The 14,336-nt window shown below is 49.5% G+C and carries 10 protein-coding genes; 7 read left to right on the top strand and 3 right to left on the bottom strand.

Annotated features, from left to right (window positions below):
- Positions 1-481: 481 nt before the first annotated feature.
- A complete protein-coding gene (locus AB8809_RS12630; protein WP_039489539.1) occupies positions 482-1,078 on the top strand; it encodes a thymidine kinase in 597 nt (198 codons plus the stop codon).
- A 142-nt stretch (positions 1,079-1,220) separates the two neighbouring features.
- Here AB8809_RS12630 and adhE read toward each other — a convergent pair whose 3' ends face one another.
- A complete protein-coding gene (adhE, locus tag AB8809_RS12625; RefSeq protein ID WP_349856707.1) occupies positions 1,221-3,896 on the bottom strand; it encodes a bifunctional acetaldehyde-CoA/alcohol dehydrogenase in 2,676 nt (891 codons plus the stop codon).
- Between the two features lie 1,083 nt (positions 3,897-4,979).
- Between adhE and oppA (AB8809_RS12620) the strand changes: the two genes are divergently transcribed.
- The 6 genes from oppA (AB8809_RS12620) (at position 4,980) to oppF (ending at position 12,339) form a co-directional block, all read left to right on the top strand.
- Entirely contained in the window at positions 4,980-6,578 is a 1,599-nt protein-coding gene (gene oppA / locus AB8809_RS12620) for an oligopeptide ABC transporter substrate-binding protein OppA (RefSeq protein WP_230856964.1), read from the top strand.
- Between the two features lie 190 nt (positions 6,579-6,768).
- Complete coding sequence (gene oppA / locus AB8809_RS12615; RefSeq protein WP_180776838.1) at positions 6,769-8,406, top strand: oligopeptide ABC transporter substrate-binding protein OppA; 1,638 nt, start codon at positions 6,769-6,771, stop codon at positions 8,404-8,406.
- A 54-nt stretch (positions 8,407-8,460) separates the two neighbouring features.
- The gene (gene oppB / locus AB8809_RS12610) at positions 8,461-9,381 is read left to right on the top strand and encodes an oligopeptide ABC transporter permease OppB (protein ID WP_349856706.1); all 921 of its coding nucleotides are present in this window, start codon (positions 8,461-8,463) and stop codon (positions 9,379-9,381) included.
- Positions 9,382-9,392: 11 nt separating this feature from the next.
- Positions 9,393-10,301, top strand: a complete 909-nt coding sequence (oppC, locus tag AB8809_RS12605; RefSeq protein WP_015840221.1) for an oligopeptide ABC transporter permease OppC — start codon at positions 9,393-9,395, stop codon at positions 10,299-10,301.
- An 11-nt stretch (positions 10,302-10,312) separates the two neighbouring features.
- On the top strand, positions 10,313-11,308 hold the full coding sequence (locus AB8809_RS12600; RefSeq protein WP_015840222.1) for an ABC transporter ATP-binding protein: 996 nt from the start codon (positions 10,313-10,315) through the stop codon (positions 11,306-11,308).
- On the top strand, positions 11,305-12,339 hold the full coding sequence (gene oppF / locus AB8809_RS12595) for a murein tripeptide/oligopeptide ABC transporter ATP binding protein OppF (protein ID WP_349856705.1): 1,035 nt from the start codon (positions 11,305-11,307) through the stop codon (positions 12,337-12,339). Before AB8809_RS12600 ends, oppF begins: the two co-directional genes overlap by 4 nt.
- A gap of 89 nt (positions 12,340-12,428) precedes the next feature.
- On the opposite strand, the gene AB8809_RS12590 is transcribed toward oppF, so the two are convergent.
- Together AB8809_RS12590 and cls are read right to left on the bottom strand one after the other, a co-directional pair.
- Complete coding sequence (locus tag AB8809_RS12590; RefSeq protein WP_015840224.1) at positions 12,429-12,752, bottom strand: HI1450 family dsDNA-mimic protein; 324 nt, start codon at positions 12,750-12,752, stop codon at positions 12,429-12,431.
- 56 nt (positions 12,753-12,808) lie between these two features.
- On the bottom strand, positions 12,809-14,269 hold the full coding sequence (gene cls, locus AB8809_RS12585; RefSeq protein ID WP_256599930.1) for a cardiolipin synthase: 1,461 nt from the start codon (positions 14,267-14,269) through the stop codon (positions 12,809-12,811).
- Positions 14,270-14,336 lie beyond the last annotated feature (67 nt).

Raw genomic sequence — 14,336 nt, 5'->3', positions numbered from 1 at the left:
AAAACAGAACTCACATCGTATGTTACATAAATATAAATACTTTCCTGTTATCAAAAAAATACATTTGGTATACCGTTTTTCTCTCTCAAACGACAGAGAATGGCTTATTGATGCCGCGTCGTTGTTATAAGGAATGTTTATATCTTTTATCGTAACAGGCCGCCGCTGGTGGGCATATGGACAAAATATGGTCTGGGAATAGCCCATTGCACAGCGTGAAGACGAGTTGTTACAATAAGTTTTTACGACACGAAGATCATATACTCCAAATAATTCGAGTTTCAGGAAGGTGGCAAGGGAAGGACAAATTCGTCGGGAACGAATTTAACCAGCCAACGGCTGGCGTCCGGTGAGAGACAGGATGCCTCTCATTTAATCCCGATCTGCTTACACAGGTAAGTGATTCGGGTGAGTGAATGTAGCCAACGCACATGCAACTTGAAGTATGACGAGTATATAGCCTGCCTTTTGGAGTAGCTGAGTGGCCCAACTTTATTTTTATTATTCTGCAATGAATGCAGGGAAATCGACGGCGCTATTGCAGTCATCATATAACTACCAGGAGCGCGGGATGCGTACGCTGGTGTTCACTGCTGAAATAGATAATCGGCACGGTGTGGGGGTTGTAAGTTCACGAATCGGCCTTTCTTCTCCGGCATTATTGTTTAATCCGCAGACATCCTTATTTGGATTGCTGGAGAAAGAGCACCGAGCTCAGCCCGTAGATTGTGTATTAATTGATGAATGTCAATTTTTAACCCGCGAGCAGGTGAGTGAGCTTTCCGATGTTGTGGACCAATTAGACATCCCGGTATTGTGCTACGGGTTGCGTACTGATTTTCGCGGTGATTTGTTTTCCGGGAGTCACTATTTATTAGCATGGGCAGATAAGCTGATTGAGTTAAAAACGGTCTGCCATTGTGGCCGTAAAGCTAACTGCGTATTGCGATTAGATGCGCAAGGTAATGCCGTCCACGAAGGGGAGCAGGTTGTTATTGGCGGCAATGAGAGCTATGTTTCCGTGTGTCGTAAACATTATAAAATTGCGCTGGGATTAACCCGTAAGGAAAGTGAGTAAGACGGTTAAATATCCGACTGGCGGACGAGTAATACACGGCGTATTGATGTGCGTGAGTAATAAAAATGCCCAACCGTTTAGGGTTGGGCAGTACAGTGAGATAACGCGCCTTATAGAGAACTAGGCGGTTGCGGTCTGAACCTTAATGTGCAGCTTTCTTACCGGTTTTAGCGGCTTTTGCTACAGGCTCAACCACTTCTGCTTTCGCCTCTTCAGAGAACTTACGACCATAGTAAGTATCCAGCAGAATCTGTTTCAGTTCGGAAATCAGCGGATAGCGTGGGTTAGCCCCGGTACACTGATCGTCGAATGCATCTTCTGACAGCTTATCTACCTTAGCCAGGAAATCGGCTTCCTGTACGCCAGCTTCACGAATCGAGGTGGGGATCCCCAGCTCAGTCTTCATTTCTTCCAGCCAGTTCAGCAATTTCTCGATTTTCTGCGCGGTACGATCGCTTGGTGCGGTCAAGCGCAGGTGGTCGGCTATTTCCGCGTAGCGACGGCGAGCCTGCGGACGGTCATACTGGCTGAACGTCGTTTGCTTGGTCGGGTTATCGTTCGCGTTATAACGAATCACGTTTGAGATCAGCAGGGCGTTAGCCAGGCCGTGCGGGATATGGAATTCAGAGCCCAGCTTATGCGCCATGGAGTGGCAGACACCGAGGAAGGCGTTGGCAAACGCGATACCGGCAATCGTCGCGGCGTTATGCACGCGCTCACGGGCAACCGGGTTTTTCGCCCCGTCGCGGTAACTGTCTGGCAGGTTCTCCTTCAGCAGTTTCAGCGCTTGCAACGCCTGTCCGTCTGAATATTCGTTTGCCAGTACGGAAACATAGGCTTCCAGTGAGTGTGTTACCGCATCGAGTCCACCAAACGCACACAGTGATTTCGGCATGTTCATCACCAGATTGGCATCAACAATCGCCATATCTGGCGTCAGCGCATAGTCCGCTAACGGATATTTCTGTCCGGTTGCATCGTCGGTCACCACGGCAAACGGCGTCACTTCTGAACCCGTACCGGAGGTGGTGGTAATGGCCACCATTTTGGCTTTGACGCCCATTTTCGGGAACTTGTAGATACGTTTACGAATATCCATGAAACGTAGCGCCAGCTCTTCGAAGTGTGTCGTAGGGTGTTCATACATCACCCACATGATTTTCGCCGCATCCATTGGTGAACCACCACCCAGCGCAATGATCACATCCGGTTTGAAGGAGTGCATTTGCTCGGCGCCTTTACGCACGATGCTCAGCGTTGGGTCAGCTTCAACTTCAAAGAACACTTCGGTTTCCAGTCCGTGCTGTTTCAATACAGATGTCACTTGATCGACATAGCCATTATTGAACAGGAAGCGGTCAGTTACGATAAAGGCGCGTTTTGCACCATCGGAGGCCACTTCTTCAAGCGCGATGGGCAGTGAGCCGCGACGGAAATAGATGGATTTAGGAAGTTTATGCCACAACATATTCTCTGCTCGCTTGGCTACCGTTTTCTTGTTGATCAAATGCTTCGGACCGACGTTTTCGGAGATGGAGTTTCCGCCCCATGAGCCACAGCCCAGCGTCAGAGACGGGGCGAGTTTGAAGTTGTAGAGATCGCCGATACCCCCCTGAGACGCAGGTGTGTTAATCAGGATACGCGCGGTTTTCATCATATTGCCGAAGTGATTTACGCGCTCAGGCTGATTGTCCTGATCGGTATACAGGCAGGATGTGTGACCGATACCACCCATTGCGACCAGTTTTTCCGCTTTAATAACGGCGTCGTTGAAGTCTTTCGCACGGTACATCGCCAGCGTCGGAGACAGTTTTTCATGAGCAAATGGTTCGGACTCATCGACCGCGGTGACTTCACCGATCAGCACTTTGGTGTTGGCAGGGACGGTGATGCTCGCCATTTCTGCGATCTTCGGTGCGGGTTGACCCACGATGTCAGCATTCAGTGAACCGTTCTTCAGCAAAATACCCTGTACGGCATGCAGTTCTTTGCCTTTCAGCATGTAGCCGCCGTGGGTAGCAAAACGTTCACGCACGGCGTCATAGACGCTGTCTACGACGATGACTGATTGCTCTGACGCACAAATTACGCCGTTATCGAAAGTTTTCGACATCAGAATAGAAGCAACGGCACGTTTGATATCTGCGGTTTCGTCAACGACAACCGGCGTGTTACCTGCACCTACGCCGATTGCGGGTTTACCGGAACTGTACGCGGCCTTCACCATACCTGGGCCACCGGTAGCCAGAATCAGGTTGATATCAGGATGGTGCATAAGCTGGTTGGACAATTCAACGGAAGGCTGATCGATCCAGCCGATGATATCTTTCGGCGCACCTGCTGCAATCGCAGCTTGCAGAACAATGTCTGCGGCTTTATTGGTCGCATTTTTTGCACGCGGATGCGGAGAGAAGATAATCCCGTTACGGGTCTTCAGGCTGATCAGCGCTTTAAAAATCGCGGTAGAAGTGGGGTTGGTGGTGGGAACAATACCGCAAATCAGGCCAATAGGCTCTGCAATGGTAATCGTACCAAAAGTGTCATCAGTTGAGAGGACGCCGCAGGTTTTTTCATCCTGATAGGCGTTATAAATGTATTCAGAGGCGAAGTGGTTTTTGATGACTTTATCTTCCACGATCCCCATACCGGATTCGGCAACCGCCATTTTTGCTAGCGGAATACGCGCATCCGATGCAGCGAGTGCAGCAGCGCGGAAGATCTTGTCCACTTGTTCCTGAGTGTAAGTGGCAAATTCCTGCTGTGCCTTTCTCACTCTTTCGACCAGTGCGTTAAGTTCAGCAACGTTGGTTACGGCCATAATGCTCTCCTGATAAATGTTAAACTCTTTCAGTCAATTGTTCGCCGAATAGAACAGTATAGATAAACGAGCGGGGGACGTTTCCGTTACCTGGCTATTCTTTTCTGCCTATTTCGCATTAATTGACTCAAAGAGCTTGTCAGTCACCGTTGTGGCGCGATTTCTGCTTTTTAAAATACTGTAACCGCCGATATCGTAAATTTTTGAAATATTGTTTTGAAAACACATCAAAATTAAGAGGATTTACGTGCTTGTTACGGTATGGAATGAGCATACCTATTTGTGGGTGCCTTTTTTGTGATCAATATCTATTTTTATTGATGCTGACACCATTCAGCAGGCTGTAGGTGATAACGAATATCATTAACTAGATAAAATCAACGGTTTCTCTACCTAAAATGGATCGGTAAGGAATAAACGGCCGGCGCTGAGGTGAAGTATTGTCGTGAGAAATGCCAGGGACGATTTGTTTGTGTACTGGGGATGACCTGTTCGTATAAAACGTGTTCGTATAAACAGTGCTTATATCTTAATCGGGTTAGTTATTTTGCATGGAGCCTATAAGCCTAGAGATAGGAGACCATTGTTGGGCAAGATGAGTAATGTAATTGTTAAAATAATAACATTTCTGTCAGGCAATGACGCGGACAGGTAAGCATGCATCATCATTTTTGTTCTGTGAAAATGATGAAACCCACTACGATGTTTTTTTGCGCAAAATCTATAAATTGCTGAATTTTTAAAAAATACGTGCAAATTAAAATAAAAAACATTGTTTATCATAAGGTTAATGATTTCGTTGTTCTGTTGCATTAAAGCCTTTATCCGACCGTCGTAAAGAAAATTAAGCAACATCAATGTAAAAATATTGGCGAATGTGTCCGCTTTTGATAGCTTCGAGTTTCTGCCTGTTATTCGTTATTTACCCATAAATTAATTTTATGATTTATTTGGATAATGGGCATTCTTTTCTGCTCTATGTAACAGCGATTTTTGCGCATAGAGTCCGGTATGGCGTGGTATCAAGACAGGGGCGTTTATAAAGTGAAAATTCGCAAAACAAAACGATGCTTTGTTACCAGTATGATTGCTGCCGCAGTGATGGCGTCATGCGTGAATGTTCAGGCTGCTAATGTACCTGCCGGTGTTGAGCTGGCGAAAGAGCAGGTTCTGGTGAGAAACAATGGCGCCGAGGTGTCATCACTGGATCCGCATAAAATAGAAGGTGTACCGGAATCCAACGTCGCACGCGATTTATATGAAGGGCTGGTGATTTCCGATCCTGACGGACACCCGATTCCTGGCGTGGCTGAGCGATGGGAAAGCAGCGATTTTAAAGTCTGGACATTCCATTTACGTAAAGACGCCAAGTGGTCAAATGGCGAACCGGTTACCGCGCAAGATTTCGTTTATAGCTGGCAGCGTCTGGCCGATCCGAAAACCGTTTCTCCTTATGCCAGCTATTTGCAATATGGTCATCTGCTGAATATTGATGACATTATCGCCAGCAAGAAATCTCCTGATACGTTAGGCGTAAAAGCGCTCGACGACCATACGCTGGAAGTGACATTAAGCGAGCCAATCCCGTACTTTTATAAATTGCTGAATCACTCATCGATGTCTCCGGTCAATAAAGCGACGGTGGAGAAATTTGGTGATAAATGGACTCAGCCTGAAAACTGGGTAGGAAATGGTGCTTACCGTCTTAAATCCTGGGTCGTGAATGAACGGCTTGTGTTGGAGCGTAATAGCCAATATTGGGATAACGCCAAGACGGTGATTAATCAGGTCACCTATTTGCCGATTGCTTCTGAAGTCACGGATGTTAACCGCTATCGCGCGGGTGAAATTGATGTCACCAACAACAAACTACCCATTGAGCTATTTCAGAAGCTAAAAAAAGAAATCCCACAAGAAGTTAACATCAATCCCTACCTCTGCACTTATTATTACGAAATCAATAATCAGAAACCGCCATTTAACGATGTACGGGTGCGTACCGCTCTGCGCATGGGGCTGGATCAAGACATATTGACCAATAAAGTTAAAAATCAGGGTGATATTCCTGCCTATGGCTATATTCCTCCCTTTACGGACGGCCTGAAAGCGCATACGCCAGAGTGGTTTACCTGGCCGCAGGCGAAACGTAATGAAGAAGCGAAAAAACTGCTGGCGGAAGCGGGTTATACCGCAGAGAAGCCGCTAACGTTTAATTTGCTTTATAACTCGTCTGATTTGCATAAAAAGATGGCGATCGCGGCGGCCTCGATCTGGAAACAAAATCTGGGCGTTGACGCGAAGTTGGAAAATCAGGAGTGGAAAACCTATCTCAGCACGCGTCATCAAGGCAATTATGACGTTGCGCGTGCCGGATGGTGTGCGGACTATAACGAACCGACATCGTTCCTGAATAGTATGCTGTCAGACAGCAGTAACAACACCGCACATTATAAGAGCGCGGCGTTCGACAAGCTGATGGAGCAGGCTGTTCAGGCGAAAACGGACGATGAACGTGCACAAGTTTATCAGCAGGCCGAATCGCAGTTGGATAAAGATGCGGCGATCGTGCCGGTTTATTACTACGCGAACGCCAGGCTGATAAAACCTTATGTCGGCGGCATTACCGGCAAGGATCCTTTGGATAATATACGGGTGAAGGATCTCTATATCATTAAGCATTAATCCGCGCTGTTTACGGTTTGATGCAAATGAAGTGAGCGAGCAACGATTAATTTGGTGTTTAATCTCTGGTTACCCATTCCTGCTATGTGGGAATGGGTCGTGAGTCGAATCGATTAATCGTTTTTTCATAAGGCTCTAATTCAGGAATCGTGCTGGGATAACTAACACGGCAACATTACAGGAGAAAATAATGACACACATCACAACTAAAAAAAGAGTAGCGGCCGCTATTATCGCGGCATTGAGTAGCACGATGGCTGTTTCTGCTTTTGCCGCGACCGTTCCCGCTGGCGTGCAGTTAGCAGAAAAACAAGAGCTGGTTCGTAATAACGGCGCTGAAGTTTCCTCCCTTGACCCGCATAAAATCGAAGGCGTGCCGGAATCCAACGTGTCGCGCGATCTGCTGGAAGGACTGGTCATTTCCGACGTTAACGGCAAAACCAGCCCAGGCGTAGCGGAAAGCTGGGATAACAAAGATTTTAAAGTGTGGACATTCCACCTGCGTAAAGATGCTAAATGGTCCAATGGTGAGCCAGTTACCGCACAAGATTTCGTCTACAGCTGGCAGCGTCTGGCCGATCCAAAAACAGCATCGCCTTACGCCAGCTATCTGCAATACGGTCATCTGCTGAATATCGATGACATCATCGCCGGCAAAAAATCTCCGGATACGCTGGGCGTGAAAGCGATTGACGATCATACGTTTGAAGTCACGCTTTCTGAAGCCGTACCTTACTTCTATAAACTGCCTGTTTATGTTGCGATGTCCCCAATCAATAAAGCCGTGGTTGAAAAATTCGGTGAAAAATGGACGCAGCCGCAAAACTGGGTTGGTAATGGTGCCTACAAGCTGAAAAGCTGGGTCGTAAACGAAAAAATGGTGCTGGAGCGTAACCCGCAATATTGGGACAACGCCCATACTGTGATTAATCAGGTGACGTATTTGCCGATTGCGTCTGAAGTGACGGACGTTAACCGCTACCGCAGCGGTGAAATCGACATGACGTACAACAACCTGCCAATCGAACTCTTCCAAAAGCTGAAGAAAGAAATCCCGGATGAAGTGAAGGTTAACCCGTATCTGTGTACTTACTACTACGAAGTTAACAACCAGAAGCCGCCGTTTAACGATGTACGCGTACGTACCGCACTGCGTCTGGGTCTGAGCCAGGATATTCTGACCAACAAGGTGAAAAATCAGGGCGATATTCCTGCCTATGGTTTTGTACCACCGTATATTGATGGCCTGAAAGCGTCAGTGCCAGAGTGGTTCACCTGGCCACAGGCGAAACGTAACGAAGAAGCGAAAAAACTGTTGGCAGAAGCGGGTTATACCGCGGAAAAACCGCTGACGCTGAGCCTGCTGTACAACACATCCGATCTGCATAAGAAGATGGCGATCGCGGCTGCCTCTATCTGGAAACAGAATATCGGTGTGGATGTTAAGCTGGAAAATCAGGAATGGAAAACCTTCCTCAGCACCCGTCATCAGGGGACCTATGATGTCGCACGCGCCGGATGGTGTGCGGACTATAACGAACCTTCAACCTTCCTGAATAGCATGCTGTCTGACAGCAGCAGTAACACCTCGCACTATAAGAGCAAAGAGTTTGATGCACTGGTGGCGAAATCCCTGCAGGTGAAAACCGACGAGGAGCGCGCCGCGATTTATCAGCAGGCTGAATCACAGCTGGATAAAGACGCTGTCACCATCCCAGTTTATTACTATGCGAATACCCGACTGGTGAAACCTTATGTTGGTGGATTAACGGGCAACGATCCTCAGGATAATGTTTACGTGAAAGATCTTTATATCATCAAGCACTAATAATAATGGCTGGCCGCACGCGGTTGTGCTGCCAGCCTTTTATAGGTACGAGCAATGTTAAAATTTATTCTTCGCCGCTGTTTAGAGGCGATTCCAACACTATTTATCCTGATCACCATCTCGTTCTTTATGATGCGATTGGCACCCGGCAGCCCTTTTACCGGTGAGCGTAATTTACCGCCGGAAGTGATGGCGAATATTGAAGCCAAGTATCATCTGAACGACCCAATACTGACGCAGTACGGTAACTATTTACTGCAACTGGTGCAGGGTGATTTCGGTCCTTCTTTTAAATACAAAGACTATTCTGTGAACGATTTGGTCGCGACGTCTTTCCCCGTTTCTGCAAAATTGGGGTTCGCGGCATTCGTTCTGGCGATTGTTTTTGGTGTGAGTGCTGGCGTGATCGCCGCACTGAATCAGAATACGAAATGGGATTATACCGTGATGGGCTTTGCCATGACGGGGGTGGTGATTCCCAGCTTTGTCGTCGCACCGTTATTGGTGCTGATTTTTGCCATTACGCTGCGTTGGTTGCCCGGCGGTGGCTGGAACGGCGGGGCGCCCAAATACATGATTTTACCGATGGTGGCGCTGTCTTTATCTTATATCGCCAGCATCGCGCGTATTACCCGAGGATCTATGATCGAGGTTTTGCACTCTAACTTTATCCGTACCGCGCGCGCCAAAGGACTGCCGATGCGTCGCATCGTTCTGCGCCACGCGTTAAAGCCTGCGTTGCTGCCGGTGCTCTCCTACATGGGGCCGGCGTTTGTCGGGATTATTACCGGCTCAATGGTGATTGAAACCATTTTTGGTTTACCGGGTATTGGGCAACTTTTCGTGAACGGTGCGCTGAACCGTGACTACTCACTGGTACTGAGTCTGACGATTCTGGTCGGCGGCTTAACCATTCTCTTTAATGCGATCATTGACGTGCTCTACGCTGTTATCGATCCGAAAATTCGCTATTAATTGGGGGCGCTATGTTTTGGAATCGAAAAAACGTTGAAGCGTTAGAGAACTTCACCGAGCAGACAGAAATTGAAGGGCGTAGCCTGTGGCAGGATGCGCGCCTGCGCTTTATCCATAACCGTGCCGCGCTGGCCAGCTTGTTTGTTTTGGCTGTCATTACCGTGTTTGTGATTTTCGCCCCGATGCTGTCCGCATTTGACTATGCCGATACGGACTGGGGAATGATGTCAGCCGCGCCGGATATGACGTCCGGGCACTATTTTGGTACGGACTCATCTGGCCGTGACCTGCTGGTTCGTGTTGCCATCGGTGGCCGCGTCTCGCTGATGGTCGGCGTGGCGGCGGCGCTGGTCGCGGTGATTGTCGGAACGCTGTATGGCGCGATGTCCGGCTATCTGGGTGGGAAAGTGGATTCAGTGATGATGCGTTTGCTGGAGATCCTCAACTCATTCCCGTTCATGTTCTTCGTGATTCTGCTGGTAACGTTCTTCGGGCAGAACATGCTGTTGATCTTCGTGGCTATCGGTATGGTGTCCTGGCTGGATATGGCGCGTATCGTGCGCGGTCAAACGCTGAGTCTGAAACGTAAAGAGTTCATTGAAGCGGCGATGGTGTCCGGTGTTTCCACTCGCGGTATCGTATTGCGCCACGTTGTGCCTAACGTGCTGGGTGTGGTGGTGGTTTACGCCTCATTACTGGTGCCAAGCATGATTCTGTTTGAATCCTTCCTGAGCTTCCTGGGGCTGGGTACGCAGGAGCCGTTAAGCAGCTGGGGCGCCTTACTGAATGATGGTGCAAACTCAATGGAAGTGTCGCCGTGGTTACTGTTCTATCCGGCGGCGTTTCTGGTTGTCACGCTGTTTTGTTTTAACTTTATCGGCGATGGCCTGCGTGATGCCCTCGACCCGAAAGATCGCTGAGGAGTATTAACATGAGCAAGATTGAGTTAACTGGCGCGCACGACGCGCTGCTACATGTTCAGGATCTCCGGGTAACGTTCAAAACGCAGGATGGCGATGTAACGGCGGTTAACGACCTGAATTTCACGCTCAACGCCGGTGAGACGCTGGGAATTGTCGGAGAATCTGGTTCCGGTAAATCACAAACCGCGTTTGCGCTGATGGGGTTGTTGGCACGCAATGGCCGCATTGGCGGCTCCGCCCGTTTTCGTGGTAAAGAAATTCTCAACCTGCCTGAAAGCCAACTGAATAAGCTACGTGCTGAAGAAATCAGTATGATTTTCCAGGATCCGATGACCTCGCTGAACCCTTACATGCGCGTCGGTGAACAGCTGATGGAAGTACTGATGCTGCACAAGCATCTGAGTAAAAGCGAAGCGTTTGAAGAGTCGGTCAAAATGCTGGATGCGGTCAAAATGCCGGAAGCGCGTAAGCGTATGAAGATGTATCCGCATGAATTTTCCGGTGGGATGCGTCAGCGCGTGATGATCGCGATGGCGCTGCTGTGTCGTCCAAAGCTGCTGATTGCCGATGAACCGACAACAGCACTGGATGTGACGGTTCAGGCGCAAATTATGACGCTGTTGAACGAGCTGAAGCGCGAGTTTAATACTGCCATTATCATGATCACCCATGACCTGGGCGTCGTTGCTGGTATTTGTGACAAAGTACTGGTGATGTACGCTGGACGTACCATGGAATACGGCGCTGCCCGCGATGTCTTTTATCATCCGAGTCATCCGTATTCTGTCGGCCTGCTTAATGCCGTGCCGCGTCTGGATGCAGAGGATGAAGTATTAGCGACCATTCCGGGTAATCCACCGAACTTATTACGTCTGCCGAAAGGGTGCCCATTCCAACCGCGCTGTCCGTATTCAATGGATGTCTGCCATAGCGCACCTGCGCTGGAATCTTTTGGTGATGGCCGCTTGCGCGCCTGCTTTAGAGCGATTGAGGAGGTGGTATGAACAACGCGGACGAGAAAAAGGTGTTGTTAGAAGTGGACGATCTGAAAGTCCACTTTGATGTCAGAGATGATAAACAGTGGTTCTGGCAGCCGCCGAAAAAACTGAAAGCGGTCGATGGCGTGACGCTGCGCTTATATGAAGGCGAAACGCTGGGCGTGGTAGGGGAATCCGGCTGCGGTAAGTCTACGCTGGCGCGTGCCATTATCGGTCTGGTAAAAGCGACCGACGGGCGAGTGACCTGGCTGGGGAAAGACCTGCTGGGTATGAGCGACGATCAATGGCGTGCGGCGCGTAGCGATATTCAGATGATATTCCAGGATCCGCTGGCGTCGCTGAATCCGCGTATGACCATCGGTGAGATTATTGCGGAGCCGTTAAAGGTTTATCATCCTGAACTGGATCGGCAGACGGTAAAAGATCGCGTGAAAGCGATGATGCTGAAGGTTGGGCTGTTGCCGAACCTGATCAACCGTTATCCGCATGAATTCTCCGGCGGGCAGTGTCAGCGTATCGGGATCGCGCGTGCGCTGATTCTGGAACCGAAGCTGATTATCTGCGACGAGCCGGTTTCCGCGCTGGACGTGTCGATTCAGGCACAGGTCGTTAACCTGTTGCGTCAGTTGCAGCGTGAAATGCGCCTGTCGCTGATTTTTATCGCGCATGATTTATCGGTGGTGAAGCACATTTCCGATCGCGTGTTGGTGATGTATCTGGGCCATGCGGTGGAGCTGGGAACGTACGACCAGGTTTATCAAAATCCACAGCATCCCTACACCCGTGCGCTGATGTCTGCGGTGCCGATTCCCGATCCCGATCAGGAACGCAATAAGCAGATACAGCTGCTGGAAGGGGATTTGCCTTCACCGATCAATCCGCCATCGGGCTGCGTGTTCTGCACCCGCTGTCCGGTTGTTGGCCCAGAGTGCTCGAAAACCCGTCCCTTGCTGGAAGGGAGCTTTACACACGCGGTGTCGTGCCTGAAAGTTGATCCTCAGGCATTGTTACCGGTGGAAGAAGTCGAAGCTCCGTAACCCGTTTTACCGGTTACGGATGTAAAAAAGGCGTCTCCTGCGGGGGACGCCTTACGTTTAAGCGAGATAACTTATTCTTTCCTCTGGGCTTATTCTTTCCACAGAATATGACAAAGCTTGTGGTCTTTTTCCCGGCAAATCAGCACGCGGGCGAAAATATCGGTAATTTCGTCACCTTCATTCTCAGCCAGCCCAATCACCACTTCAGCGAAGAAGTCAGGGTTCAGATCGAAATCAACGTGTTCGGCCCAGTCTTCTGCGGGGTCGAATAACTCCGCGCCGCCGCGCTCTTCAAATTGCAGGTTGAACAGCAGAATATCTGCCGGATCGAGATTGTCCGCCGCGAGTTCCAAAAAGATGTCGTAGGCCTGTTCCAATGCTTCGTCTTCGGTCAGGCGATTATTCAAATCCATAACGTAATTCCTGTTAATTCCCCAATGGCCTTATTAGAACACGGGAAAACGCGCATTTATAGCAGGGGGCTGAAAAAGTAGAACAGCCGCTCGACGATACGTTGCCAGTAAGGACGGTTTTGCCACTGTGTCGCGTTTAACAGGCGTGAGCGGGCGATGTAATCTTCCTGCACACAGGCTAAATCGCTGCCGAATCCGGCATCGTCAATCACCAGCGTGATTTCAAAATTCAGCCACAGGCTTCGCATATCCAGATTGACCGTGCCGACCAGGCTAAGCTGTCCGTCGACCAATACGCTTTTGGTGTGCAGCAGGCCGTCCTTGAACTGATAAATTTTTACGCCAGCGGCCAGCAATTCCGTGAAGAAGGCGCGGCTGGCCCAGCCGACCAGCACGGAGTCATTCTTGTGCGGCACAATAATGCTGACATCAACCCCGCGCTGGGCAGCGGTGCAGATGGCGTGCAGCAGGTCGTCGCTGGGCACGAAGTAGGGGGTGGTCATGATCAACTGCTTACGTGCTGAATAGACAGATGTCAGCAGCGCCTGATGAATCATCTCTTCCGGGTAACCGGGGCCGGAAGCAATCACCTGAATGGTGTGGCCGCTCTCCTGTTCGAACGGCATGACGTTAACATCCGGCGGCGGAGGAAGCAGGCGCTTGCCCGTCTCCATTTCCCAGTCACAGCAGTAAATAATCCCCAGTGTGGTCGCGACCGGCCCTTCAATTCGCGCCATCAGGTCAATCCATTGCCCGACGCCAGCATCTTGTTTGAAGAAACGAGGATCGACCATATTCATGCTGCCGGTGTAAGCAATACGGTTATCGATCAGGATAATTTTACGGTGCTGCCGCAAATCCATGCGGCGCAGGAAGGCACGGAACAGATTCACTTTCAGGGCTTCAACCACTTCTATTCCGGCCGTGCGCATCAATTCGGGGTGATGCTGGCGGAAGAATTGTACGCTGCCGGCAGAGTCGAGCAGAATACGGCAGTGTACTCCGCGTCGTGCAGCCGCGATGAGAGAAGAGGAGACTTGCTCAACCAGGCCGCCGGGTTGCCAGATATAGAACACCATTTCGATGTTGCTGCGGGCCAGTTCAATATCACGTAATAGCGCTTTAATCGTGTCATCAAACGTGGTCATCAGCTGCAACTGATTGCCTTTAACGCCACCAATCCCTTGGCGTCGTTCACACAGCTGGAATAATGCGCTAGCGACTTCGCTGTTTTCCGTCGCGAAAATACGGCGATACTCTTTTAATTCGCGCAGCCATTTTGCGGTTGATGGCCACATTTTGCTGGCGCGTTCAGCCCGGCGTTTGCCCAGATGGAGCTCGCCGAACGAAAGATAAGCAACAATACCGACAAGTGGCAGAATATAAATTACCAGTAGCCAGGCCATCGCAGAAGGTACCGCCCGACGTTTCATCAGAATACGTAAGGTCACACCTGCGATTAGTAACCAGTAGCCAAAAACCAGTAACCAACTTATTACGGTATAAAATGTCGACATAAAAGCAGCACAGTTCCCTTCTGCAAAGAATTAACAAAGTGTACGCATAGATTTATAAAAGGGGAAA

The organism is Pectobacterium aroidearum (assembly GCF_041228105.1).
Classification (GTDB): domain Bacteria; phylum Pseudomonadota; class Gammaproteobacteria; order Enterobacterales; family Enterobacteriaceae; genus Pectobacterium; species Pectobacterium aroidearum.
Note: the sequence above shows the minus strand (reverse complement) of the source record. Positions and strands in the feature narration are given on the sequence as shown.

Bases quoted from the DNA above. Each gene is read 5' to 3' on its own strand.
- oppF (WP_349856705.1), top strand. From the start codon at position 11,305: ATGAACAACGCGGACGAGAAAAAGGTGTTGTTAGAAGTGGACGATCTG.
- oppA (WP_180776838.1), top strand. From the start codon at position 6,769: ATGACACACATCACAACTAAAAAAAGAGTAGCGGCCGCTATTATCGCG.
- oppA (WP_230856964.1), top strand. From the start codon at position 4,980: ATGATTGCTGCCGCAGTGATGGCGTCATGCGTGAATGTTCAGGCTGCT.
- oppB (WP_349856706.1), top strand. From the start codon at position 8,461: ATGTTAAAATTTATTCTTCGCCGCTGTTTAGAGGCGATTCCAACACTA.
- cls (WP_256599930.1), bottom strand. From the start codon at position 14,269: ATGTCGACATTTTATACCGTAATAAGTTGGTTACTGGTTTTTGGCTAC.
- AB8809_RS12600 (WP_015840222.1), top strand. From the start codon at position 10,313: ATGAGCAAGATTGAGTTAACTGGCGCGCACGACGCGCTGCTACATGTT.
- oppC (WP_015840221.1), top strand. From the start codon at position 9,393: ATGTTTTGGAATCGAAAAAACGTTGAAGCGTTAGAGAACTTCACCGAG.
- AB8809_RS12590 (WP_015840224.1), bottom strand. From the start codon at position 12,752: ATGGATTTGAATAATCGCCTGACCGAAGACGAAGCATTGGAACAGGCC.
- adhE (WP_349856707.1), bottom strand. From the start codon at position 3,896: ATGGCCGTAACCAACGTTGCTGAACTTAACGCACTGGTCGAAAGAGTG.